Annotated in this window: 22 protein-coding genes; 14 read left to right on the forward strand and 8 right to left on the reverse strand. The window is 68.0% G+C overall.

What is annotated here, in order from left to right; all coding sequences use genetic code 11:
• Positions 1 to 7: 7 nt before the first annotated feature.
• The 7 genes from H7X47_RS16965 to H7X47_RS16995 all read right to left on the reverse strand — a co-directional run bounded on the left by H7X47_RS16965 (position 8) and on the right by H7X47_RS16995 (position 6,828).
• Entirely contained in the window at positions 8 to 310 is a 303-nt protein-coding gene (locus H7X47_RS16965; RefSeq protein ID WP_193369904.1) for an ArsR/SmtB family transcription factor, read from the reverse strand.
• An 84-nt stretch (positions 311 to 394) separates the two neighbouring features.
• Positions 395 to 1,108 carry an endonuclease/exonuclease/phosphatase family protein gene (locus H7X47_RS16970; RefSeq protein ID WP_193369905.1) on the reverse strand — a complete coding sequence of 238 codons (714 nt, stop codon included), beginning with the start codon at positions 1,106 to 1,108 and terminating at the stop codon, positions 395 to 397.
• Positions 1,101 to 3,242, reverse strand: coding sequence for a VTT domain-containing protein (locus tag H7X47_RS16975; RefSeq protein ID WP_193369906.1), 2,142 nt, complete (start codon positions 3,240 to 3,242; stop codon positions 1,101 to 1,103). Before H7X47_RS16975 ends, H7X47_RS16970 begins: the two co-directional genes overlap by 8 nt.
• 176 nt (positions 3,243 to 3,418) lie before the next feature.
• On the reverse strand, positions 3,419 to 5,065 hold the full coding sequence (gene groL / locus H7X47_RS16980) for a chaperonin GroEL (RefSeq protein WP_193369907.1): 1,647 nt from the start codon (positions 5,063 to 5,065) through the stop codon (positions 3,419 to 3,421).
• Positions 5,066 to 5,089: 24 nt separating this feature from the next.
• Complete coding sequence (gene groES, locus H7X47_RS16985) at positions 5,090 to 5,407, reverse strand: co-chaperone GroES (RefSeq protein WP_193369908.1); 318 nt, start codon at positions 5,405 to 5,407, stop codon at positions 5,090 to 5,092.
• 173 nt (positions 5,408 to 5,580) lie between these two features.
• Positions 5,581 to 6,504 carry a sugar kinase gene (locus tag H7X47_RS16990; RefSeq protein ID WP_193369909.1) on the reverse strand — a complete coding sequence of 308 codons (924 nt, stop codon included), beginning with the start codon at positions 6,502 to 6,504 and terminating at the stop codon, positions 5,581 to 5,583.
• A gap of 147 nt (positions 6,505 to 6,651) precedes the next feature.
• A complete protein-coding gene (locus tag H7X47_RS16995; RefSeq protein WP_193369910.1) occupies positions 6,652 to 6,828 on the reverse strand; it encodes a hypothetical protein in 177 nt (58 codons plus the stop codon).
• Positions 6,829 to 7,779: 951 nt separating this feature from the next.
• Between H7X47_RS16995 and H7X47_RS17000 the strand changes: the two genes are divergently transcribed.
• From H7X47_RS17000 to H7X47_RS17055, 12 genes are all read left to right on the forward strand, one after another.
• Positions 7,780 to 8,790, forward strand: coding sequence for a BMP family lipoprotein (locus tag H7X47_RS17000; protein WP_193369911.1), 1,011 nt, complete (start codon positions 7,780 to 7,782; stop codon positions 8,788 to 8,790).
• A 57-nt stretch (positions 8,791 to 8,847) separates the two neighbouring features.
• Positions 8,848 to 10,461 carry an ABC transporter ATP-binding protein gene (locus H7X47_RS17005; protein ID WP_319633625.1) on the forward strand — a complete coding sequence of 538 codons (1,614 nt, stop codon included), beginning with the start codon at positions 8,848 to 8,850 and terminating at the stop codon, positions 10,459 to 10,461.
• A complete protein-coding gene (locus tag H7X47_RS17010; RefSeq protein ID WP_193369912.1) occupies positions 10,458 to 11,588 on the forward strand; it encodes an ABC transporter permease in 1,131 nt (376 codons plus the stop codon). The genes H7X47_RS17005 and H7X47_RS17010 overlap by 4 nt, the downstream gene beginning before the upstream one ends.
• A gap of 3 nt (positions 11,589 to 11,591) precedes the next feature.
• The gene (locus tag H7X47_RS17015; protein WP_193369913.1) at positions 11,592 to 12,566 is read left to right on the forward strand and encodes an ABC transporter permease; all 975 of its coding nucleotides are present in this window, start codon (positions 11,592 to 11,594) and stop codon (positions 12,564 to 12,566) included.
• Between the two features lie 18 nt (positions 12,567 to 12,584).
• Positions 12,585 to 12,983: a cytidine deaminase gene (gene cdd / locus H7X47_RS17020; RefSeq protein WP_193369914.1), complete on the forward strand. Its 399-nt coding sequence runs from the start codon at positions 12,585 to 12,587 to the stop codon at positions 12,981 to 12,983.
• A complete protein-coding gene (locus H7X47_RS17025; protein ID WP_319633626.1) occupies positions 12,980 to 13,804 on the forward strand; it encodes a purine-nucleoside phosphorylase in 825 nt (274 codons plus the stop codon). Before cdd ends, H7X47_RS17025 begins: the two co-directional genes overlap by 4 nt.
• Positions 13,797 to 14,576 carry a deoxyribose-phosphate aldolase gene (gene deoC / locus H7X47_RS17030; protein ID WP_193369915.1) on the forward strand — a complete coding sequence of 260 codons (780 nt, stop codon included), beginning with the start codon at positions 13,797 to 13,799 and terminating at the stop codon, positions 14,574 to 14,576. Before H7X47_RS17025 ends, deoC begins: the two co-directional genes overlap by 8 nt.
• Positions 14,576 to 15,910 (forward strand): thymidine phosphorylase, encoded by a 1,335-nt coding sequence (deoA, locus tag H7X47_RS17035; RefSeq protein ID WP_193369916.1) that lies wholly within the window; start codon positions 14,576 to 14,578, stop codon positions 15,908 to 15,910. The genes deoC and deoA overlap by 1 nt, the downstream gene beginning before the upstream one ends.
• Before the next feature lie 5 nt (positions 15,911 to 15,915).
• Positions 15,916 to 16,824, forward strand: a complete 909-nt coding sequence (locus H7X47_RS17040; RefSeq protein WP_227010556.1) for a phytanoyl-CoA dioxygenase family protein — start codon at positions 15,916 to 15,918, stop codon at positions 16,822 to 16,824.
• A gap of 52 nt (positions 16,825 to 16,876) precedes the next feature.
• The gene (locus H7X47_RS17045) at positions 16,877 to 18,388 is read left to right on the forward strand and encodes a bifunctional metallophosphatase/5'-nucleotidase (RefSeq protein ID WP_227010557.1); all 1,512 of its coding nucleotides are present in this window, start codon (positions 16,877 to 16,879) and stop codon (positions 18,386 to 18,388) included.
• Positions 18,389 to 18,572: 184 nt separating this feature from the next.
• Positions 18,573 to 19,280, forward strand: a complete 708-nt coding sequence (locus H7X47_RS17050) for an HAD family hydrolase (RefSeq protein WP_193369917.1) — start codon at positions 18,573 to 18,575, stop codon at positions 19,278 to 19,280.
• Positions 19,281 to 19,292: 12 nt separating this feature from the next.
• Complete coding sequence (locus tag H7X47_RS17055; RefSeq protein WP_193369918.1) at positions 19,293 to 19,715, forward strand: GFA family protein; 423 nt, start codon at positions 19,293 to 19,295, stop codon at positions 19,713 to 19,715.
• Between the two features lie 49 nt (positions 19,716 to 19,764).
• On the opposite strand, the gene H7X47_RS17060 is transcribed toward H7X47_RS17055, so the two are convergent.
• Positions 19,765 to 20,835 (reverse strand): GlxA family transcriptional regulator, encoded by a 1,071-nt coding sequence (locus tag H7X47_RS17060; protein WP_193369919.1) that lies wholly within the window; start codon positions 20,833 to 20,835, stop codon positions 19,765 to 19,767.
• A 136-nt stretch (positions 20,836 to 20,971) separates the two neighbouring features.
• Between H7X47_RS17060 and H7X47_RS17065 the strand changes: the two genes are divergently transcribed.
• Together H7X47_RS17065 and H7X47_RS17070 are read left to right on the forward strand one after the other, a co-directional pair.
• Positions 20,972 to 22,060, forward strand: coding sequence for a class I SAM-dependent methyltransferase (locus H7X47_RS17065; protein WP_193369920.1), 1,089 nt, complete (start codon positions 20,972 to 20,974; stop codon positions 22,058 to 22,060).
• Positions 22,061 to 22,208: 148 nt separating this feature from the next.
• Positions 22,209 to 22,790 (forward strand): TetR/AcrR family transcriptional regulator, encoded by a 582-nt coding sequence (locus H7X47_RS17070; protein WP_193369921.1) that lies wholly within the window; start codon positions 22,209 to 22,211, stop codon positions 22,788 to 22,790.
• Positions 22,791 to 22,834 lie beyond the last annotated feature (44 nt).

Genomic DNA, 22,834 nt, shown 5'->3' on the forward strand with positions numbered 1-22,834 from the left:
GGTCGGGTCAGGCTTCGGCCGTTTGCTTCGCGGGCACGCAGTACAGCTCGTAGAGCAGCATGATGACGGCGCGGGCTTCGCGGCCGGTCAGGCTGTAGTGCATGGTGCGGCCGTCGCGCCGGGCGCTGACCAGCCCGTCCCGGCGCAGCAGGGCGAGCTGCTGGGAGACCGCGGCCTGGCGCAGGCCGAGGGTCCTCGCCAACTCGCCTACGGTTCTCTCGCCGTCGGCCAGCTGGCACAGCAGCATCAGGCGGTTCTCGCTGGAGAGCGCCTTCATCAGCTCGGCGGCCGCGGTGGCCGAAGTCTGCATGTCATCCGGTTTCATATCTTCACAAATATGAATGTATTGGATCCGCGTCAAGGGGGTGCCGAAAAGATGCTGTAATTTCAGTGATTAGCGGGGCGCCGGCAGGGCCAACTCGGCCAGCAAAGGCAGGTGGTCGGAGGCGGCGCGGGCCTCTGCCGCGGTCCAGGAGCGGGCCAGCAGGTGGCCGGGGCGGCACCAGATGCGGTCCAGGGGCAGCAGCGGCAGGCGGGCCGGGAAGCTGCGGTGGCGGGTCCGGCCGTCGAAGAGCCGGAAGAGGCCGCGCTGTGTGCAGCGGGGCCAGAGCCATTCGTTGAAATCGCCCAGCAGCAGAACCGGGTCCGAGAGGTCGGCGCGGACGATCTCCTGCAGCGCCGCCACTTGGCGCCGCCGCTCGCCGAGCCTGAGGCCCAGGTGGGTGGCGATGACCCTGAGGCGCGCCGCCGGCAGGTGCAGCGTGGCCGTCATCACCTTGCGCGGCTCCAGGCCGGGGACCGAGATGTCGTGCACCTGCTTGTCGTCCAGGGGAAAGCGGCTGGCCAGGAACTGGCCGTAGTAGCCGTCGGCGCCGGAGATCGCCCAGGCGTCGTGGCCGTGGTCGCCTACCGCCTCGCGCAGCAGGTCGTAGACCTGGCCCACACCGGGAATCTGCCGGCGTGAATCGACCTCCTGGAAGGCGGCCACATCAGGGGCCAGGCGCGCCAGGGCATCGCGCACGCGCGCCACGTCGTGGTGGCCGTCGCCGCCGACGCAGCCGTGGATGTTCCAGGTCAGCACCCTGAGGCAGGGTTTCGTGTCAGGCATCGCCGCGGGCGCGCAGGCGGGTGGCGAGGGATTGCAGGCCCAGCGAAAGGGCCAGCCAGGCGAGGATGAAGCCGCCGAAGAGGAGCAGCTGCACGGGTTCGGGGTCGCTCAGCACCCGGCCGAGCTGATTGCCGAGCAGGGTGATCACCAGGATTCCCGGCGCCATGCCCAAGAAGGTGCCGACGATGAAGTCGGTGAACTTCACATGGCTGGCTCCGGCGGCCAGGTTGATGAAGGTGAAGGGCGCGATGGGCAGCATGCGCAGGGCCGCCACCGAGATAACCCCCCGGTTCGAGAGGGCGCGGCTGACCCGGTTGACGCTGGGTCCCACCAGGTTGCGCAGCGGCTGGGCGCCGGCGCCCCGTCCGATGCCGTAGGTGGCGGCAGCGCTCAAAAGGGAGGCGGCCAGCGCGCAGGCGAAGGCCGGCAGCGGCGAAAAAAGCAGGCCGGTCACGGCAATCAGCACGGTGACCGGAAAGGCCACCAGGCTGCCGAGCAGGAAGGCGGCGATCACGACGCCGGGCAGCCAGAAGCCGTCACCCAGCGCCTGCAGTTCCCGGGTGAGGACCGTCGGATCGGTGTAGCCGGAAAGCGGCGTGTAGCGCCACAGCGCCACCAGGCCGAGCAGCACCACTCCGCCGCTGGCAAGTTTCACGAGACGCGAAATCTTCTGCTTGGCCTCGCTGGCGCCGAACATGTCGCCGATGAACTCCGGCGTGGCGATGGGCCGCTCCGGGTCGGCGATCTGCCCGACCGTGCGGCTCAAGTCATCGGCCGTCACGTCGCTGAGATCGATCGGCTGCAGGCTGCGCGCCTCTCCGGCGAAGCGGTCGAGCAGGGCGAAGAGCGAGGGATTCTGCGAGAGGACTTCGTCGATCTCCTTGCGCTCGCATCCCAGGTGCTCGGCCAGCAGGCGGTTGCGCAACCTGGTGATGGCCTCACGCTCCCTTTCGTTCGCCGCCTCCAGTGCCAGGTCGCATTCCGTGTCCATGCCCATGGAGCGGTTGTTGAGATTGGCGGAGCCGACGCGCAGCAGGCGGTCGTCCACCACCATGATCTTGGAGTGCACCATCACGCCCTCGCCGGTGTCGTCCTGGGGCAGGGCGGGAAAGACCAGCCGCACCTGCCTGTCGACGCCGGCCTGGCGCAGGCGCTCCATGAAACGTTTGCGCCCGGCATTCATGCTGTGCTCTTCCAGCCAGCTCTGGTGCACGTTGGGTGCCACGATGAGGACTTCCAGTTCCGGCCTTTCCTCGAGGCGCTGGATCAGGGCGCTGCAGACGCCCTCGTTGGTGAGGAACTGGTTCTCGATGTAGAGGCTTTTCTCGGCGGCGGTGATGCAGCGTCGGAAGAGCTCTTCCACCTCGCGCACTTCCGGTTCGCCGTCATAGGCGGGGAAGGTGCGGGCGATGCCGATCCGGGTGTCGGTGAAGTCCGGCGGAAAATCCTCGGGCCAGGGATCGCCTTGCGGGCGGGGCGCCTTCGGTGTTTCGCAGGCGGCGCGCTGCCAGCGGTAGCGGACCAACTCCGCCAGGGCGGCGGCCGCTTCGCCGTCGACCATCATCTGGATGTCGTGGAAGGGGCGGTAGCTTTCACCGCGCGGGTCGCGGCGCTCGGACTTCTTCAGGATGTGGTCGGACGTGTCCCAGCGGCGGATGGTGATATCCAGGCCGCCTGAGAAAGCCAGGGCGTCGTCGACCACCACCACTTTCTGGTGGTGGGAGGCGCCGACCGGCAGCACGTCGTCCAGGCAGACGGAGATCTGCGGCGGCGTGGTCCAGTTCAGCTTCACCGCGGGCAGTGGCTCGCGCTCCAGGGCGTAGAGCATGGAATAGTCCCAGAGCAGCAGATGGATTTTCAGCTCGGGACGGCGCTTCACCAGCTCGGTAAGGAAGGCGCCGAAGGTGACGGGCAGGTCGTCGTCCTTGTCCTTCTCGCCGCCGGGGCCGACCAGGGGCGTGCGGCTGTCGATATCCCAGCCGACGATGAAGATCTCGCGCTCGGCCTTCAGCAGGGCGCGGCGCACCGCCAGGAAGTAGTCGGCGCCGTCGATCAGGACGCGCGCGCGGGTACAAGCGGCGACGCGCCAGCAGCTGTCGTCTTGCTGGAGGATCTGCTGCGATGTACCGGACATAGTCAGCGATATGGGTTTCGCCTGTGGGAATCCAAGCGTTTTCCGGGGTTTGTCGCGCGGTGGGCCATGCCGCATCCGGCTGTCCCCCCGGCCGGGACAGGGCGTGAGACAAAAAAGGGGCCGGTCGAAACCGGCCCCGAAAGTCGTAGTTGGGTCTATGGAGTTGAGCAGAAGACTTAGAAGCCCATGCCGCCCATGCCGCCCATGTCGCCCGCGCCGCCGGGCATCGCCGACTCCTTCTTTTCGGGCTTGTCGGCGACCATGGCCTCCGTGGTGATCAGCAGGCCGGCCACCGAGGCGGCGTCCTGCAGGGCGGCGCGCACGACCTTGGTCGGGTCGATGACGCCGTCCTTCACCAGGTTGGTGTACTTGCCGGTCTGGGCGTTGTAGCCCCACTGGGCGTCCTTGTTCTCCAGGATCTTGCCGACCACGATGGAGCCGTCGGTGCCGGCGTTCTCCGCGATCTGGCGCACCGGGGCCTCGAGGGCCTTGCGCACGATGCGGATGCCGACCTTCTGGTCGTCGTTGTCAGCTTCCAGCTTGGCCAGCTTGGCCGCGGCGCGCAGCAGGGCGACGCCGCCGCCCGGCACGATGCCTTCCTCGACCGCGGCGCGGGTCGCGTGGAGGGCGTCGTCGACGCGGTCCTTGCGCTCCTTCACCTCGACCTCGGTGGCGCCGCCGACGCGGATCACCGCCACGCCGCCGGCCAGCTTGGCCAGCCGCTCCTGCAGCTTCTCACGGTCGTAGTCCGAGGTGGTCTCCTCGATCTGCGCCTTGATCTGGCTGACGCGGGCCTGGATGTCGGCCTTCTTGCCGGAGCCGTCGACCACCGTGGTTTCTTCCTTGGTGATGATGACGCGCTTGGCGCGGCCCAGCATATCCAGGGTGACGTTCTCCAGCTTGATGCCGACGTCTTCGGAGATCGCGGTGCCGCCGGTCAGGATGGCGATGTCCTGCAGCATGGCCTTGCGGCGGTCGCCGAAGCCCGGGGCCTTCACGGCCGCGACCTTCAGGCCGCCACGCAGGCGGTTGACCACCAGGGTCGCCAGGGCCTCGCCCTCGACGTCCTCGGCCACCACCAGCAGCGGCTTGCCGGACTGCACCACGGCCTCCAGCAGCGGCAGCATGGCCTGCAGGCCGGAAAGCTTCTTCTCGTAGATCAGGATGTAGGGATCTTCCAGAACCGCCTGCATCTTGTCGGCGTCGGTGACGAAGTAGGGGGAGAGGTAGCCGCGGTCGAACTGCATGCCCTCGACGACCTCAAGCTCGGTCTCCAGGGACTTGGCTTCCTCGACGGTGATGACGCCCTCGTTGCCGACGCGCTGCATGGCCTCGGCCAGCATGGCGCCGACTTCGGCGTCGCCGTTGGCGGAGATGGTGCCGACCTGGGCGATCTCCTCGTTGGCGGTCACCTTGCGCGAACGCTTCTGCAGCTCCTCGACCACCGAGGTCACGGCCAGGTCGATGCCGCGCTTCAGGTCCATGGGGTTCATGCCGGCGGCCACCGCCTTCACGCCCTCGCGGACGATGGACTGGGCCAGCACGGTCGCCGTGGTGGTGCCGTCACCGGCGATGTCGTTGGTCTTGGACGCCACCTCGCGCACCATCTGGGCGCCCATGTTCTCGAACTTGTCCTTCAGTTCGATGTCCTTGGCTACGGTCACGCCGTCCTTGGTCACCCGCGGCGCGCCGAAGGACTTGTCGAGCACCACGTTGCGGCCCTTGGGCCCCAGGGTCACCTTGACCGCATCGGCCAGGATGTCGACGCCGCGCAGCATGCGCTCACGGGCGTCAGTCGAAAACTTGACGTCTTTCGCGGACATGATTGTTCTCTCCTAAAGAACGGCTCAGGCGGCTTTTTTCTTGGAGGCCTTGGGAGCCTCGAGCACGCCCATGATGTCGGATTCCTTCATGATCAGGAGGTCTTCGCCATCGATCTTCACCTCGGTGCCCGACCACTTGCCGAACAGCACGATGTCACCGGCCTTCACGTCCAGGGCGACGATCTCGCCCTTTTCGTTGCGGCCACCCGGGCCGACGGCGACCACTTCGCCCTGGCTCGGCTTTTCCTTGGCGGTGTCGGGGATGATGATGCCGCCGGCGGTCTTGGTGTCTTCCTCGACCCGACGGATCACGACGCGGTCATGCAAAGGTCTGAATTTCATAGGTTTTCCCCTGTATATCGCTGCCTGTTCCAATTAGCACTCTGCGTAATGGAGTGCTAAATCGCGCTGGATTTAGGCCGTTTTCCGGGGCCTTTCAAGCCCTTTCGCGCGAAAAATTTGCACCGGAGGTCGTGGCCGGGCCGGCGGGCCGGAGATCGGCCGGAAAATCGGGTTCAGGCCGGGATGATGGCGCCCTTTGTGGCGATGACCCGGGCCGCCAGGCGGTGGCCGGCGGCTGCCGCGTCCTCGGGCTCGGCGCCGGCCAGGCGCGCGGCCAGGTAGGCGCCGTTGAAGGAGTCACCGGCCGCGGTGGTGTCGACCGGCTTTTCGACCCGCTCGCCCTCGACGCGGGTGATGCCGCGGCGCCGCGCGATGACGCAGGGCTCGGCCCCGCACTTCACCACCACTTCCTCGACCCCCAGGCTGAACAGGCGCTCGATCGTGGCCTCCGGGCTGGCGTCGCCGAACAGGGCTGCGTCGTCCTCGAAGGTCGGCAGCGCCAGGGCCGCCAGGCCGAGTACCTGCGTCACCGCCTCCTGCGCCTCCTCCCGGCTCTCCCAGAGGCGCGGGCGGTAGTTAGTGTCGAAGGCGATCCGGCAGCCGCCCTGCTTCAGGGTCGCCAGCAGGCCGTAGAGGCGCTGGCGGCTCTCGGCGTCGAGGATGCCCAGGGTGATGCCGGAGAGGTAGACCAGGTCGAAGCCGGCGAGGGCGGTGGTCAAAACCTCGGCCTGCTCGGGACGGCAGATCTCGCGCGCGGCGGCGGCGTTGCGCCAATAGTGGAAGCTGCGCTCGCCCCGGGTGTCGGTGCGGATGATGTAGAGGCCGGGCAGGCGGCCGGGCAGGCGGAAGACCTGGTCGGTCTTCAGGCCCTCGGCCTGCCAGGCGGCCAGCATTTCGTCGCTGAAGGGATCGTCGCCCAAGGCGGTGACGTAGTGCACCTCGGCCGGGGTGCCCGGTGCCGTCTCGTGCAGGGTCCGCGCCAGGTAGACGGCGGTGTTCAGGGTGTCGCCGCCGAAGGTGCGATGCATGTCTCCGCCGCCCCCGGCAGTCTCCGAGAGTTCGATCATGCACTCGCCGATGCTTGCGACCCGCAGCATACCCACCCCTTGTTGCTGCTGTTTCCCGGATTGCCCCGGCGCCCCAAGAGGGCGCGCCCCAGCCAATAGCGGCTGGGTGTCCGCCGTGCAAGCCTGCTCGCTGTCGCGGCGTCCGGGATCACCCTGTGGGGTTAGCAGTTGGGGACGTCAGGCGGCGTTGCTCGCGGCGGCGGGCGCGGCCAGGCGCGCGCGGCCCAGGGAGATGGCCTGCAAAAGATCCTGCAGGCCGAGGCCGTCGCGGCGCAGGACGGCGTGGATCAGGGGGTCGCGCAGGAGGTCCTGCACCGAGGGCTCACCGGTGATCCAGTCGGCGGTTTCCCGCAACGAAGCGGTCTCCGGCAGGGCCCCGCGTCCCGGCAGTTCAGGCCCCGGCGGTTCTGTCCCGGATCGGTCCTGTCGGGGCCGCTCCCGCGGGTTCACGGGAACGGCGGGTTGCCGGCCGGCGATCTTCCGGACCACTTGCTGTTCGATCATAAGTCCTGCCTTTCAGATTGCCGTGTGTCCCTCTAGAGGACGCGATTGCCGATCGAAACTTCCCCTCGCGCTGCGCTTCCTTTCCTTTTGCCTCATATTGGCCCGTTCGCATGAGAATGATCTGACCTATTTGTGACAATCAGGTCTAAGTGGGCAGGTCTAAGTGGGCAGGTCTAAGTGGGCAGGTCTAAATGGGCAGGTCTAAATGGGCAGGCCAACTTGGCCGGGCGGCGGTGCAGTGCGTCCATGGCCTGACGCGGGCCCGCGGCTGACAGGCAGGCGTGGGACAGGGCCGGTCTGTGACATGATTGTCATCAGGCGGACAAATCTCTCTAACAATCGCTCTCTACCCTGTGCGTTGTCTCGGTCGCAGCTTCAGTCCCCCGGCCAGTTCCGCGATATGGCCGGCGCCCTTCGGGACGGTGGCGACCGACGACACTTTGAGGACTCCACGGATCCGGTTTGCCCCCCTTAAGTCGGATCCAGGCCGGGCGCCCGCGCCCGGAGTTTAGGATCCCTGGCTTGCTTGCCAATCCTAGCCTCACAGTGGTTCAAGATCCCTAGCCGACTTAAGCCGGGCCCCCAGTGGCCCGGCTCTCTTTCGGCCCGGTGTTCTTTTCCGCTTTTCGCTTTTCCCCAAATTCGCCTCCGGTTGAGGCGCAAACAGGCCACTTTGAACTGGCGCTTCCGGATGTTCGTGGTAGCGTAGCTTCTTTGTGCGTGGCGGTTGCGTACCGCGCTGCGGTTGCACGCTGCGCTGCGAAATAAAGCGAACAACAAGAACTCAGGCGAGGCATCTTCATGTTACGCAAAGTCACGGCCGCTGCGGCGGCCCTGGTCGTTTCCACGACCCTGGCGCCCCTTTCCACCGTCGTCGCGGCCGAGGTCAATCCGGCTGTGGTCTTCGACATGGGCGGCAAGTTCGACAAGTCCTTCAATGAGGGCGTTTTCAACGGCGTCGAGCGTTTCAAGAAGGAAACCGGCGTCGAATACCGTGAATTCGAAGTCACCAACGAGACCCAGCGCGAGCAGGCGCTGCGGCGCATGGCCCAGCGCGGCGCCAATCCGGTGATCGGCGTCGGCTTCGCCCAGGCCCCGGCGTTGGAGAAGGTGGCGAAGGAATTCCCCAAGACCCGTTTCGCCATTATCGACGCGGTGGTCGACCTGCCCAACGTGCGCTCCATCGTCTTCAAGGAGCACGAGGGCTCCTTCCTGGTCGGCATGATCGCGGCGCTGAAATCCGAGACCGGCAAGGTCGGCTTCGTCGGCGGCATGGACATTCCGCTGATCCGCAAGTTCGCCTGCGGCTACGAGCAAGGCGCCAAGTACGTCAGCAAGGACACCGAGGTGGTGCAGAACATGACCGGCACCACGCCGGCGGCCTGGAACGATCCGACCCGGGGCTCCGAGCTGGCCAAGAGCCAGTTCGACCGCGGTGTTGACGTGATCTATGCGGCGGCCGGCGGCACCGGCGTCGGCGTCTACCAGACCGCCGAGGACAGCGGAAAACTGGCCATCGGGGTGGACTCCAACCAGAACTACCTGCATCCCGGCACCATGTTGACGTCCATGCTGAAGCGCGTGGACGTGGCGGCCTACAAGGCCTTCAAGGACGCCCATGACGACAACTGGACCTCAGGGATCCAGGTGCTGGGCCTGGCCCAGGACGGTGTCGGCTGGGCGCTGGACGAGTACAACAAGGACCTCATCACCAATGAGATGCGGGCCAAGGTCGACCAGGCCGCCGCCGACATCGTCGCCGGCGTGATCGACGTCCACGACTACATGGCCAGCGACAGCTGCAGCTACTAGGGCTCCGGCCCGGGGCGTCCGCCGCGGCGGACGCCCCGGACGGCCGCAGGGGTTTTCGTGGCTGAAGAGACTCATATAGCGGCCGGCCAGGCGGCGGCGCCGGCCATCAAACTGCGCCACATCAACAAGGCCTTCGGGGCGGTGCAGGCCAACAGGGATGTCTGCCTGACCGTCGTGCCGGGCACCATCCACGGCATCATCGGCGAGAACGGGGCCGGCAAGTCCACCCTGATGAGCATCCTCTACGGCTTCTACGAGGCCGACAGCGGGGAGATTCTCATCGGCGGCAAGCCGACGCCGATTCGCACCTCGCGCGACGCCATCGACGCGGGCATCGGCATGGTCCACCAGCACTTCATGCTGGTCGACACCATGAGCGTGGTGGAGAACATCATGCTGGGCGCCGAATCGGGAGCCATCCTCACCTCCAGCGTCGCCAAGGCGCGCGCCGAACTGGAACGTTTGGAGCGCGACTACAATCTGGATGTCGATCCCGATGCCCTGGCCGGCGAGCTGCCGGTGGGCCAGCAGCAGCGCGTCGAGATTCTGAAGGCGCTCTACCGCGGCGCCGATATCCTGATCCTCGACGAGCCGACCGGCGTCTTGACGCCGCAGGAGACGGACCAGCTTTTCCGCATCCTCGATTCCCTGCGCAAGCAGGGGGTGACGGTGGTGCTGATCACCCACAAGCTGCGCGAGATCATGGCCATCACCGACCACGTCTCGGTGATGCGCGGTGGCGAGATGGTGGCTGACCGGGTGACGGCCGCGACCAGCAAGGAAGAACTGGCCGAGCTGATGGTGGGCCGCAAAGTGCTGCTGTCGGTCGACAAGCAGGCGCCCCGGGTGGGCGACACCGTGTTGTCGGTGGAGGACCTGACTTATGTCGACCGCGCCGGGGTCGCCCGCGTCGATCACGTCAGCTTCCAGGTGCGCGCCGGCGAGGTGGTGGGCATTGCCGGGGTTTCCGGCAACGGCCAGAGCGAGCTGCTGGAGCTGCTCTCCGGTATCCGCCCCATGACCGCTGGCCAGGTCGATGTGCTGGGCGAGCGCTTCTCGGCCGCGCGGCCGCTGGACCCGGCCGCCATGCGCGCCCTGCAGGTCGCCCACGTGCCGGAAGACCGCCTGCGAATGGGCCTGGTGCGCACTTTCGAGGCCGAGGAGTCGGCGATCCTCGGCTACCACCGCGACCCGGCCTACAACCGGGGCCTCTTCATGAACGGCGAAGCGATCCGCAGCGACTGCGCGAAGAAGATGGCCGACTTCGACGTGCGCCCTCAGGCGCCGGCGCTGAAGACGGCCAATTTCTCGGGCGGCAACCAGCAGAAGATCGTGCTCGCGCGCGAGCTGTCGCGCGGACCGCGCCTGCTGCTGGTCGGCCAGCCGACACGTGGCGTCGACATCGGCGCCATCGAGTTCATCCACAAAAACCTCATCGCCATGCGCGACGCCGGCAGCGCGGTGCTGCTGGTCTCGGTGGAACTGGAAGAGATCATGTCGATCAGCGACCGCATCCTGGTGATGTTCGAGGGTCGCATCGTCGGCGAGGTGCCGGCGGCGCAAGCCGACGAGCGCCTGCTGGGCCTGATGATGGCCAACGCGGCCACGGAGGAGGAGGCGCTGGCCACCCATCCCGGCCTGCCGGGCGCCATCGCGGTGGAGCCGGAATGAGCACCGCTCCCGTCAAGATCCCGCGCTGGGTCGATGTCGGCCTGATCCCGGTCATCAACATCGCCCTGGCCTTCCTGGTCTCCGGCGTCATCCTCTTCGCCATCGACGTCCATCCCCTGGAGGCGGTCGAGATCATCCTCTACGGCGCCTTCGGCTACGACGAGGCGCTGGGCTACACCCTCTATTACACCACCAACTTCGTCTTCACCGGGCTGGCGGTGGCCGTGGCCTTCCATGCCAGCCTCTTCAACATCGGCGGCGAGGGCCAGGCCTACATCGGCGGCCTGGGCGTGGGGCTCGGCATCCTGGCGCTGGACCCCTATCTGCCCTTCATCGTCATCCTGCCCCTGGCAATCCTGCTGTCGGCTGCCTTCGGCGCCGCCTGGGCGGCGATCCCGGCTTACCTGCAGGCTTACCGCGGCAGCCACATCGTCATCACCACCATCATGTTCAACTTCATCGCCGCGGCGCTGATGGTCTACCTGATGGTGAACGTGCTGATTCAGCCCGGCTCGATGTCGCCGGAGAGCCGCGAGTTCGCCGAGGCCGGGCACCTGCCTTTCATGCACGAGGTCTTCGGCTGGTTCGGCGTGAAGGTGACGCCCTCGCCGCTGAACCTCTCGGTGGTCTGGGCCGCGATCTGCTGCCTGCTGGTCTGGGTCTTCATCTGGCATACCCGCTGGGGCTACGAGATCCGCACCGTGGGCGCCAACGAGACCGCCGCGGTCTATGCCGGGATCGACCCGAAGAAGGTAATCATGCTGGCCATGTGCGTCTCCGGCGCGCTGGCCGGCTTCGTGGGCATCAACGAAGTGATGGGCGTTCACCACCGCCTGCTGCTGAACTTCACGGCCGGCTACGGCTTCACCGGCATCGCCGTGGCGCTGATGGGGCGCAACCATCCCGTCGGCATCGTGCTGGCCAGCCTGCTGTTCGGGATGCTGTACCAGGGCGGCGCCGAGCTGGCCTTCGAGGAGCCCAAGGTGACCCGTGAGATGGTGGTGACCATCCAGGGCCTGGTGATCCTCTTCTCCGGCGCGCTGGCTTACATGATGAAAGGCCCGGTGGAGCGGACCTACGTGCGCATCGTCGGCATGACGCAGCGCCCGGCGGCGCAGGAGGGCTAGACCGTGGCGGACCTTCTTCTGAACCTGCTGCTCTCCTTCGACGCCACCCTGCGCGTCGCCACGCCGCTGGTCTTCTGCGCCATGGCCGGGCTGTTCTCCGAGCGCTCCGGCGTCATCGACATTTCCCTGGAGGGCAAGATGCTGGCGGCGGCCTTCGCGGCGGCCAGCATGGCCGCGGTCAGCGGCTCGGCCTGGCTGGCCCTGGGCACCGGCATCCTCGTCTCCATCTGCCTGGCGCTGCTGCACGGCTTTGCCTGCATCACCCATCGCGGCGACCAGGTGGTCAGCGGCGTAGCCATCAACATCCTTGTCTCCGGCCTGACGGTGGTGCTGGGCATCGCCTGGTTCGCGCGCGGCGGCCAGACGCCCTCGGTGGGCCCCGAGGCGCGCTTCACGCCGATCACCCTGCCGGGAGCCGAGGCGCTGGCCGACGTGCCGGTGATCGGCGCGCTCTACAGCGAGCTGATCTCCGGCCACAACCTGCTGGTCTACGTCGCCTTCGCCATGGTGCCGCTCACCTGGTGGGTGGTTTACCGCACCCGCTTCGGACTGCGCCTGCGGGCGGTGGGCGAGAACCCCAACGCGGTCGACACGGCGGGGATCTCGGTCGCGCGGCTGCGCTATACCGCCGTGCTTTGCGACGGCGTGCTCTGCGGCTTTGCCGGGACCTACCTCTCCATCGCCCAGAACGCCGCCTTCGTGCGCGAGATGACGGCGGGGCAGGGCTACATCGCGCTGGCGGCGCTGATCTTCGGCAAGTGGCGGCCGGTGCCGGCCATGCTGGCCTGTCTCATGTTCGGCTTCCTCGACGCCGTCGCCATTCGCCTGCAGGGTGTCGAGGTGCCGGTGATCGGGCCGATCCCGGTGCAGCTCATCCAGGCGCTGCCCTATGTGCTGACCGTGGTGCTGCTGGCCGGCTTCATCGGCAGGGCCGTGGCGCCCAAGGCCATCGGCACGCCCTATGTGAAGGAGCGCTGAGCCCATGAGCGTTAGTCCATGAGCGCGGACTTGATCGAGGCGGCCGTCGCCGCCATGTCAAAAGCCTATGCGCCCTATTCGAACTTTTCCGTCGGCGCCGCGGTGCGCGGGGCCAGCGGCAAGGTCTATGCCGGCTGTAACGTGGAGAATGCGTCCTACCCGGAGGGCTGCTGCGCCGAAACCTCGGCCCTCTCGGCCATGGTCATGGCCGGAGAGGCCCGCGTCACCGAGGTGGCGGTGGCCGGGGCCGGCGACAAGCTGGTGACGCCCTGCGGCGGCTGCCGCCAGCGCCTGCGCGAGTTCGCCGCCGATGACGTGGCGATCCACATCTGCGGGCCGCAAGGCCTGCGCAAGACGGTGACCTTGGGTGAGCTGCTGCCGCTCTCCTTCGGTCCCGACAACCTGGATCAGGAGTGAGCGCCCGCATGTTCGAGGCGGCGGCCGCGACGGCCGATCTCATCCGCAAGCAGGTCCCGGAAGCGCCGGAGGTGGCGCTGGTGCTGGGCTCCGGCCTCGGCGCGGTGGCCGAGGCGGTCAAGCAGCGCGTGAGCCTGCCGTATGGCGAACTGCCGGGCTTTCCCCGGCCTTCCGTCGCCGGTCACGGCGGCACGCTGGTTCTCGGGCGGCTGGCCGGGCGCCGCGTCGCGGTGATGCAGGGCCGCGCCCACTACTACGAGAGCGGCCGCGCCGACGGCATGAACCTGGCGCTGGCGACGCTGAAGGAACTGGGCTGCTCCCGCCTGATTCTCACCAACGCCGCCGGCAGCCTCGACCCCCAGGTGGGGCCGGGCCGCCTCATGCTGCTCAGCGACCACATCAACTTCGCCGGCGTGTCGCCGCTCTTCGGGCTTGCCGGCAACGAGCGCTTCGTCAACCTGGTCGACGCCTACGACCCTGCGGCGCGCCGGCAGGTCCTGGATCTCGCCGGGCGTCTCGGCATTCCGCTCGCCGAGGGCGTCTACGTCTGGTTCTGCGGCCCGCACTTCGAAACCCCGGCGGAAATCAAGGCGGCGCAGGTGCTGGGCGGCGACGCGGTCGGCATGTCGACGGTGCCCGAGGTGATCGTGGCGCGCCTGCTGGGCATGAAGGTGACGGCGCTCTCCATGATCACCAACCTCGCCGCCGGTCTGTCGGAAGAAAGCCTGTCGCACGAACACACCATGAAGCATGCGACGGCGGCGGCCGGCGACATGACGCGCCTGCTGACTGCCTTTCTGGAGGAGCTGAGCGATGTCTGACCAAGCCGAGCAGCGCAAGGCGGTGGCGGAGCGGGCGATCCGCCTGCTCGACCTCACCAGCCTGGGCGACAAGGACGACGATGCGGTGGTCTCCGCCCTCTGCAACCGGGCGCTGGCCGCGCCGGGGCCGCTGGCCGCCGTCTGCATCTGGCCGCGCTTTGTTACCGAGGCACGCGGCCTGCTGGAGCACAGCGGTATCCGTGTCGCCGCCGTGGCGAATTTTCCCGCCGGCGGCGACGATCTCGACGAGGCGGTGAAACAGACCGAGGATATCGTCAACAACGGCGGCGACGAGGTGGACCTCGTCATGCCCTACAACCGCTGGCTGGCGGGCGATACCGCGGCGGCGCTGGACATGATCGCGCTCTGCAAGAAGGCCTGCGGCGACCACGTGCTGTTGAAGGTGATCCTGGAGACCGGGCGCCTGGGCGAGACGAAGAAGATCTACGAAGCCAGCCGCGATGCCATCGCCGCCGGCGCCGACTTCATCAAGACCTCCACCGGCAAGGTCGAGGTCTCGGCGACCCTTGAGGCGGCGGAGGTCATGCTGCAGGCCATCAAGGACAGTGCTATGGACGTTGGTTTCAAGGCCGCCGGCGGCATCCGCGATACCGAGACGGCGGGGCAGTACCTGGCCCTGGCCGACCGCATCATGGGGGAGGGTTGGGCGGACCCGCGTCATTTCCGTTTCGGGGCCAGCGGCCTGCTCGACGACCTTCTGGCGGTGCTGGGGGTTGCCTCCGCCCCGGCGGATGTGTCACGAACTTACTGATGACTTTCCTGCCGCAGGAGATCATCCGGCGCAAGCGCGACAGCGCGCGCCTCTCGGCCGAGGAGATCGAGGCCTTCGTCGCGGGCATTGCCGAGGGTAGCCTCAGCGAAGGCCAGATCGCGGCTTTCGCCATGGCGGTCTTCCTCAACGGCATGACGCCGGAGGAGACCGTGACGCTGACCCGCGCCATGACCGCCAGCGGGCGGCGCATCGACTGGCGGGAGGCAAACCTGCCGGGCCCGATGCTGGACAAGCATTCCACCGGCGGCGTCGGCGACAAGGTGAGCCTGGTCCTGGCGCCGGTCCTGGCCGCCTGCGGCGCCTTCGTGCCGATGATCTCCGGGCGCGGCCTCGGCCATACCGGCGGCACCCTCGACAAGCTGGATTCCATTCCCGGCTACGACACCGCGCCGGACATCGCGCGCTTCCAGCAGGTGGTGGCCGAGGCGGGTTGCGCCATCATCGGCCAGACCGCCGACCTGGCGCCCGCCGACAAGCGCCTCTACGCGGTGCGCGACGTCACCGCGACGGTGGAATCCATTCCCCTCATCACCGCCTCCATCCTCTCGAAGAAGCTGGCCGCCGGTCTCGACGCCCTGGTGATGGACGTGAAGGCCGGCAACGGTGCCTTTGCTGCGACGCCGGAGATGGCGCGCGACCTGTCGGAGAGCATCGTTTCCGTGGCGACCGGGGCCGGGCTGCCGACCACGGCGCTCATCACCGACATGAACCAGCCGCTTGGGCGTTCGGCGGGCAACGCGCTGGAGGTGTGGGAGTCGGTGGAGCTGCTGACCAGCGGGCAGGGTGATCCGCGCCTGCGCGAGGTGACCCTGGCGCTGGCCGCGGAGATGCTGCTGCTCGGCAAGCTGGCCGACGACGGCGAGAGCGCCCGAACGAAAGCTGAGGACGCCCTGGCCTCGGGCCGGGCCGCCGAACGCTTCGGCACCATGGTGGCCGCGCTGGGCGGGCCCGCCGACTTCCTGGCGCGCGCCGGGGAGATCCTGCCGCGCGCGCCGGTGCGCCGGGCGGTGCAGGCCAAGGTGGCCGGCGTGGTCGGCGCGGTCGATACCCGCGCCGTCGGCCTGGCGGTCATCGAGCTGGGCGGCGGGCGGCGGCGCGTCGAGGATGCCGTCGACCCCGCCGTCGGCATCGACGAGATCGTGCCCCTGGGGCAGACGGTCTCGGCGGCCGATCCCCTGGCCGTGGGCCACCCCGCCGACGAAGCCGGCGCCGAGGCGGCGGCGGGGGTCTTTCAGAAAGCCTTCCAGATCGGCGAGACTGGGCCGGAGCCCTCTCCGGTCGTTCATCAACGCATCACCGCGGAGGATGTCTGAGCACCATGTTCGCCCCGACCGCCGCCAATGAAACCTCCGAGCCGCCGCGCTTCGCCGCGCCGCCGGCCGGCCGCCTGACCGCGGAGATGCGCGAGGCTTACGCGCGCGACGGTTTCCTGGTGTTGGAGGATATGATCGCCGCCGCCGACTGCGACGCCCTCATGGCGCGGGCGGAGGAACTGGTGGCGGCCTTCGATCCCGGCGAGGTCGCCAGCATCTTCTCCACGCGCGGGCAGGTGCACGGCCGCGACGACTACTTCCTCACCTCCGGCGACAAGATCCGCTTTTTCTTCGAGGAGGAAGCCTTCGACGCGGCGGGCCGGCTGCGCCAGGACAAGCGCCTGTCGATCAACAAGATCGGCCATGCCCAGCACGACCTGGACCCGGTCTTCGCCCGCTTCTCGCGCCTGCCGCAGCTGGCGGCCCTGGCCGGCGACCTGGAACTCGCCGAGCCGCTGCTGCTGCAGTCCATGTATATCTTCAAACAGCCGCGCATCGGCGGCGAGGTGGGCTGGCACCAGGATTCGACCTTCCTCTACACCGAGCCGCTGAGCGTCACCGGCCTGTGGTTCGCCCTGGAGGACGCGACGCTGGAGAACGGCTGCCTCTGGGCGCTGCCGGGCGGCCACGCGGGGCCCCTGCGTGAGCGCTGGCGGCGAAGCGGCGACAAGCTGGTGATGGAGCAACTGGACGCCACGCCCTGGGACGAGAGCGGAGCCGTGCCCCTGGAGGTGCCGAAGGGGTCGCTGGTGGTGCTGCACGGCAAACTGCCGCACGGCAGCGCGCCCAACCGCTCAGCGCGCTCACGCCATGCCTACACGCTGCACCTCATCGACGGCGCCTGCCGCTATCCCGAGGACAACTGGCTGCAGCGCGGCCCCGACATGCCGCTGCGCGGTTTCGAGGCAACCTGATCGAACTTTTGCCGAAGCGTTTTTCTTTCAGCTCTTATTCACAGGGGAAACGATGATGCTCGCTTACAGGATCAAGACCGCCCTTGCCGCCTCGGCCCTTGCCGTGCTGCTCGCCGTTCCGGCAGTAGCGGAGCCGGTCAAGCTGACCCTCCTGCACATCAACGACATCGACCGCATCGAGGACTCCAAGGGCCGCGGCGGCCTGGCGCGCCTCATGACGCTTGTCAACGAAGAGCGCGCGGCGGCGGCGCACGCGATCTTCACCCACGGCGGCGACACCATCTCGCCCTCGCTGCTGTCGGGCTTCGACAAGGGCGCCCACATGATGGACCTCTTCAACGAGGCGGAACTGGATCTCATGGTTCTGGGCAACCACGAGTTCGACTTCGGCGCGGCGGTGACCCGCGCGCGCGTCGCCGAGGCGCGCTTCACGATCCTGGGGTCCAATGCCATGACGGACGGCACGCTGCTGGAGGGCACCCTGGCCACCTGGACCGCCGAGGCCGGGCCCTACACCATCGGCTTCCTGGGCCTGACCACGCCGGAGACGCCGGAGATCTCGAGCGCCGAGGGCGTCACCTTCCAGCCGCTGGTCGCCACCGCGCGCAAGCTGAGCGACAACCTGCGCGAAAACGGCGCCGACCTGGTGGTCGCCCTGGCCCACACCGGCATCGCCGAAGATTTTAATCTGATCAACGGCGACAGCGGCATCGACATCCTGCTCTCCGGCCACGACCACCTGCAGATCACCTACTACAACGGCCAGCGCGCCTTCGTGGAGTCCGGCTCCCAGGGTGAGAACCTCATGGTCGTCGAGGTGACCATGGACACGGTCGAGAGCCGCGGCCAGCAGAAGTTCGTCTGGTCGCCGCAGTTCCGCATCCGCTCAACCCAGGACGTCGACCCGGATCCGGCGATGGCCGCCAAGGTGCAGGCCTACCTCGACAAGCTGTCGAAGGAGCTGGACATCGCCGTCGGCAAGTCGGCGGTGCCGCTGGACAGCCGCCGCGCCTCCGTGCGCGGGGAGGAGACCGCCATCGGCAACCTCATCGCCGACGCCATGCGCCAGGGCGTGGCCGCCGACGTGGCCATCACCAACGGCGGCGGCATCCGCGGCGACAAGACCTATCCCGCCGGGGTGACGCTGACCCGCCGCGACATCCAGACCGAGCTGCCCTTCGGCAACCGCACCGTGAAGCTGCAGCTGACCGGCGCGCAGGTGATGGAAGCGCTGGAGCACGGCGTCAGCAAGGTGGAGGAGGGCGCCGGTCGTTTTCCCAGCACCTCGGGGATCACCATGACCTGGAGCCGCAACGCGGCGCCCGGTGAGCGCGTGAAGTCCGTGAGCGTCAACGGCAAGCCGCTCGACCCCGCGGCGACCTACACCGTGGCGACCAACGACTTCCTGGCCAAGGGCGGCGACGGCTATACCGTCTTCACCCAGGGCAGAACTCTGATCGACGCCGCCGCGGCCAAGTACATGGCCACCATGGTCATGGACTTCGTCGCCGCCGCCGGCGAGGTCGCCCCCAAGGTGGAAGGGCGCGTCACGGCGGTGGAGTGAGGAACGCCCCCTCACCCTCCCGCTTTGCGGGCCCCTCCCTCTCCCGCGAGGGGAGAGGGTCAACTCTGAGGCTTCGGTTTTGTTCCCTCTCCCCTTCGTGGGAGAGGGTTGAGAAGCCTTGACGTGACTGCAAGTCGAGTCTAGGCGAAGCCGGGTAAGGGGTGGTGGCTGTTAGGAACCTAGAATGATCGATACCGTTGCCTTCGATGCCGACGACACCCTGTGGCACAACGAGCACCTGTTCCAGGACACCCAGAAGGCCCTGGAGGCGATCGTGCAGCGCTATCGCCCGGGCGAGGACATCCACGGCGCGCTCTTCGCCGTGGAAATGAAGAACCTCGCGCTCTTCGGCTACGGCATCAAGGGCTTCATGCTGTCCATGGTGGAGGCGGCCATTCAGATCACCGAGGGGCGCGTCACGGCGGAGGAAATCCACGAGATCATCGCGCTCGGAAAGGCCATGATGGAGGCGCCGGTCGACCTGCTGGACGATGTCGAGCAGACCCTGGGCGCGGTGAAAGGGCGCTTCCGCGTGATCCTCATCACCAAGGGCGACATCGTCGACCAGACCAGCAAGATCGAGCGCTCCGGCCTGGCCGGCCACTTCGAGCAGGTGGAGATCGTGCCGCGCAAGGACGCCGGCATCTACCGCGCGATCTTCGAGCGTCACGGCATCGCGCCGGAGCGAACGGTGATGGTCGGCAACTCCATGCCCTCGGATGTGCTGCCCATGCTGGAACTGGGCGGCCACGGCGTGCACGTGCCCTATACCTTGCTGTGGGCGCACGAGGCCCACGACGAAGACCCGGAGAGCGAGCGCTTCCACCGGCTGGAGCGCCTCGGCGAGCTGCCTGCGCTGCTGGACCGTCTGCTGAGCGGTGGACAAGGCTGAGGGGAAACGACCATGAAGCACCACGGCGGCTGCCACTGCGGCGCCATTGCCATCACCTACGAAAGCGACGTGACGCCGGAAGAGACCGAGGTGCGGGCCTGCCAGTGCAGCTTCTGCCGCAAGCACGCCTCGCGCGCCGTCTCCGACCCGGCCGGCAAGGTGACCCTTACCCTGCATGACGAGGGCGCCGTGCAGCGCTACCGCTTCGGCCTTGGCACCGCCGACTACTATCTCTGCGGGCGCTGTGGGGTCTACGTGGCCGCGGTCATGCCCGACGGGGAGCGAAGTTACGCCGTCGCCATCATAAACGCCTTCGCTGACAGCGCCCGCTTCACGCGGACGCTGATTCTCTCCGACTACTCGGCGGAGGACGAGGCGGGACGCCGCGAGCGCCGCCGCGAGCGCTGGACCCCGGCGGAGATCATCGTTGCCTAGGGCCCTGCAAGTCCGGACGAGCGCGGACCCGTTGCTCTAGCTTACTGACCTAGCCGACGGCAGTCGTTTTGCTCAATCCGCGGAAGCGCTGGCGGTAGCGGGCGGGGGTGATGCCGGTGTGCCGCTTGAAGAGGCGGCGGAAGAAGGCCGGGTCCTCGTAGCCGACGGTGACGCCGACCTGCTCGGTCGGCCAGTCGGTGGTCTCCAGATACTCCTTGGCTTCCTCGACGCGCAGGGTCTGCACGTAGGCGACCGGCGTGAAGCCGGTGGCGCGGCGGAAGCGGCGTTTGAAACTGCGTTCCGGCAGGCCCGAGCGCTCCACCATGCGGCTGACCGGGTTGGGCGCGGCGTAGTGGTCGGCGATCCAGACCTGGCAGCCGGTGATCACCTGGTCTTCGTGGGGCTGCGGCTTCACCATGGCGGCATAGGGCAGCTGGCCGTCGCTGCGGTCGCCCATCAGGAAGGTCTTGGCCATGCGCCGGGCCTCCACGTCGCCGCAGAAGCGGGCGATGAGATGCAGCACCAGGTCTTCCCAGGCGGCCGCGCCGCCGCTGGTGACGATCTGCCCGCCCGGGGCGTCCGGCAACATCACGTCCTTGATGCTCAGGTTCACTTCGGGGAAGTAGGTGGCAAAGAGCTGCTCGAAGGCCCAGTGCGTGGTCGCCGCGCGGCCGTCGAGAAGGCCGGCTTCGGCCAGCAGCACCGAGCCGGTGCAGACGGCCGCCACCACGGCGCCGCCGGCGTGCTGCTGGCGCACCCAGGCGACACTCTCCGGCCAGGCGCCGCGCGGATCGAAATCGATCGGAATGGCGAGGTCGGAAACCACTACGAGATCGCATTGCGGGCGCTCGGCAAGGCTCGCCTGCGGGGCGACCGGCAGGCCGCCCCAGCAGCGGAAGGGCTCGCGCGACGGCGAGACGATCTCCACCTCCATGGTCGGGCCCGCCTCGGGCTCGCCGGTGATCTGTGACCACAACCGGCCGGCGCTGGAGAGCACGTCGTAGAGCCCGTAGAGCACCGAAGCGGAGCTCTCCGGCAGGGCCAGCAGGCAGACCCGGATCGGCTTGTCGGTCTGGGTGGGTTTGGCGGCCCGGGAGGACTTGGCTGAGGGGGCGGGCATCTGGGGGCTTTTCTCCGTTGTGGCACGAATGCCTCTGTTTCGGCCTTTCTACCTCTTACGCTTTCTGCTCTGGTTTTGCAATCTCCACCCCGCCGCACCCGGGTTCGCCGCCCCCAATTCGAGAGTGAGATTCGACATGATGGAAGCAACACGCGCCTTGCCGGCCTTTGAGGAGGCCGCGGCCGAGGCCTTTGCCGAACGCGTGGCCGAGATGGCCAACACTGCGGCGGTGACCGTGATGGTTTCCCTCGGCCACCGCACCGGGCTTTTCGATACCCTGTCCAGCCTGCCGCCCAGCACCTCGGTGGCCATCGCCGAAGCCGCGGAGCTGTCGGAGCGCTATGTGCGCGAATGGCTGGCCGCCATGGTGACCGGCGGCATCGTCAGCTACGACGGCAAGAGCGGGACCTACCACCTGCCGCCCGAGCACGCGGCCTGCCTGACCCGCGGCGCGCCGCTGGGCAATCTGGCCGTGGCCGCCAACGCCATTCCGGTGATCGCCGCCGCCCACGACCGCATCGTGGAGTGCTTCGAGACCGGCGAAGGCACACGCTACGAGGACTATCCCTGTTTCCACCAGATGATGGCCGAGGACAGCGGCCAGACGGTGGTGGACCAGCTCTTCGATCTGATCCTGCCGCTGGCCCCGGAGCTGCCGGGCCGCCTGGTTCAGGGCATCGACGTGCTGGATGCCGGCTGCGGCAGCGGCCGGGCCCTGGTCGCCATGGCCGCGCGCTATCCCAACAGCCGCTTCACCGGTTATGACCTCTGCGCCGACGCCATCGCCTCCGCGCAGCAGACCGCCAGGGCCGCGGGCGTGGAGAACGTCCGCTTCGAGCGGCGCGACCTCACCGGCTTCGACGAGAAGGAAGCCTACGACCTGGTGACCTCCTTCGACGCCGTGCACGACCAGAAAGACCCGCAAGGGCTCTTGAAGGGCCTCTACGGGGCGCTCAGGCCCGGCGGCGTCTACCTGATGCAGGACATCGGCGGCTCGGCGAAGCTGGAGAACAACCTGGATTTCCCCATGGCCGCTTTCCTCTACACCGCTTCCTGCATGCACTGCATGCCGGTCTCCCTGGGCCAGGGCGGCAACGGCCTCGGCACCATGTGGGGCTGGGAAACGGCGCTGGAGATGCTGAAGGAGGCGGGCTTCGAGGCGCCTGAGAAGTCCACCTTCGACCACGACCCGCTGAACGTCTGGTTCGTCTCCCGCAAGGCCTAGTCTCCCGACTGCCTTGCGGGCGCAGGGAAGGGCGCGACTGCGGCGAATAGCGCCCTTCCCTGTTCCTTCCGGTCCCTTCCTTGACGGGAGGCCTCTCGCAGGTTATGGAATGACCGTTCCATAACTGGGCGTGGAGGAAAGCCGGCCCATGGCCCGGCCCCGAACATTCGAACGCGAAGAAGTGGTGGAGAGGGCGCTGAGCGTCTTCTGGCGCCAGGGCTACCAGGCGACCTCGGTGCAGGACCTGGTGGAGGCCACCGGCCTCAACCGGGGCAGCCTCTACGACACCTTCGGCGACAAGCACGGGCTGTTCCTGGAAGTCGTCGAGCACTACCGCAGCCACGTCACCGCCAAGCGCCTCGCCAAGCTGGAAGAGCCGGGGCCGGCGCGCGAGAAGATCGCGACTTTCTTCAAGGATGTCATCGAGTTCTCGCTGGGCGAGGGACGCCTGCTGGGCTGCCTCATGACCAACTCCGCCATCGAACTGGCGCCGCACGACCGCGACACCCGTCTGGCGGTGGCCGCCAACATGGCGGCCATGGAGGCTACTTTCCGCCGGGTGCTGACCCGCGCCCGCAAGGAGGGCGAGATCGCCGGCGAGAAGTCGCCCGCCGACCTCGCGCGCTTCCTCACCGCCACGGCCAACGGCCTGCGCGTCATGGCCAAGGTGGCCCCGGAGCGGGCGGCCCTGCGCAGCGTGGTGCGCATCGCCCTCGAATCGCTTGATTGAGTTTTTTTGACCGATTTTTGAACGGTCGTTCCAGAACCGCAACG

This window comes from Pelagibius marinus (genome assembly GCF_014925385.1).
Taxonomy (GTDB): domain Bacteria; phylum Pseudomonadota; class Alphaproteobacteria; order Kiloniellales; family Kiloniellaceae; genus Pelagibius; species Pelagibius marinus.

Bases quoted from the DNA above. Each gene is read 5' to 3' on its own strand.
- H7X47_RS17065 (WP_193369920.1), top strand. From the start codon at position 20,972: ATGATGGAAGCAACACGCGCCTTGCCGGCCTTTGAGGAGGCCGCGGCC.
- cdd (WP_193369914.1), top strand. From the start codon at position 12,585: ATGAGCGCGGACTTGATCGAGGCGGCCGTCGCCGCCATGTCAAAAGCC.
- H7X47_RS16970 (WP_193369905.1), bottom strand. From the start codon at position 1,108: ATGCCTGACACGAAACCCTGCCTCAGGGTGCTGACCTGGAACATCCAC.
- H7X47_RS17040 (WP_227010556.1), top strand. From the start codon at position 15,916: ATGTTCGCCCCGACCGCCGCCAATGAAACCTCCGAGCCGCCGCGCTTC.
- H7X47_RS17050 (WP_193369917.1), top strand. From the start codon at position 18,573: ATGATCGATACCGTTGCCTTCGATGCCGACGACACCCTGTGGCACAAC.
- groES (WP_193369908.1), bottom strand. From the start codon at position 5,407: ATGAAATTCAGACCTTTGCATGACCGCGTCGTGATCCGTCGGGTCGAG.
- H7X47_RS17060 (WP_193369919.1), bottom strand. From the start codon at position 20,835: ATGCCCGCCCCCTCAGCCAAGTCCTCCCGGGCCGCCAAACCCACCCAG.
- groL (WP_193369907.1), bottom strand. From the start codon at position 5,065: ATGTCCGCGAAAGACGTCAAGTTTTCGACTGACGCCCGTGAGCGCATG.
- H7X47_RS17010 (WP_193369912.1), top strand. From the start codon at position 10,458: ATGAGCACCGCTCCCGTCAAGATCCCGCGCTGGGTCGATGTCGGCCTG.
- deoC (WP_193369915.1), top strand. From the start codon at position 13,797: ATGTCTGACCAAGCCGAGCAGCGCAAGGCGGTGGCGGAGCGGGCGATC.
- H7X47_RS17045 (WP_227010557.1), top strand. From the start codon at position 16,877: ATGATGCTCGCTTACAGGATCAAGACCGCCCTTGCCGCCTCGGCCCTT.
- deoA (WP_193369916.1), top strand. From the start codon at position 14,576: ATGACTTTCCTGCCGCAGGAGATCATCCGGCGCAAGCGCGACAGCGCG.
- H7X47_RS17055 (WP_193369918.1), top strand. From the start codon at position 19,293: ATGAAGCACCACGGCGGCTGCCACTGCGGCGCCATTGCCATCACCTAC.
- H7X47_RS17070 (WP_193369921.1), top strand. From the start codon at position 22,209: ATGGCCCGGCCCCGAACATTCGAACGCGAAGAAGTGGTGGAGAGGGCG.
- H7X47_RS16975 (WP_193369906.1), bottom strand. From the start codon at position 3,242: ATGTCCGGTACATCGCAGCAGATCCTCCAGCAAGACGACAGCTGCTGG.
- H7X47_RS16965 (WP_193369904.1), bottom strand. From the start codon at position 310: ATGCAGACTTCGGCCACCGCGGCCGCCGAGCTGATGAAGGCGCTCTCC.
- H7X47_RS16990 (WP_193369909.1), bottom strand. From the start codon at position 6,504: ATGCTGCGGGTCGCAAGCATCGGCGAGTGCATGATCGAACTCTCGGAG.
- H7X47_RS17000 (WP_193369911.1), top strand. From the start codon at position 7,780: ATGTTACGCAAAGTCACGGCCGCTGCGGCGGCCCTGGTCGTTTCCACG.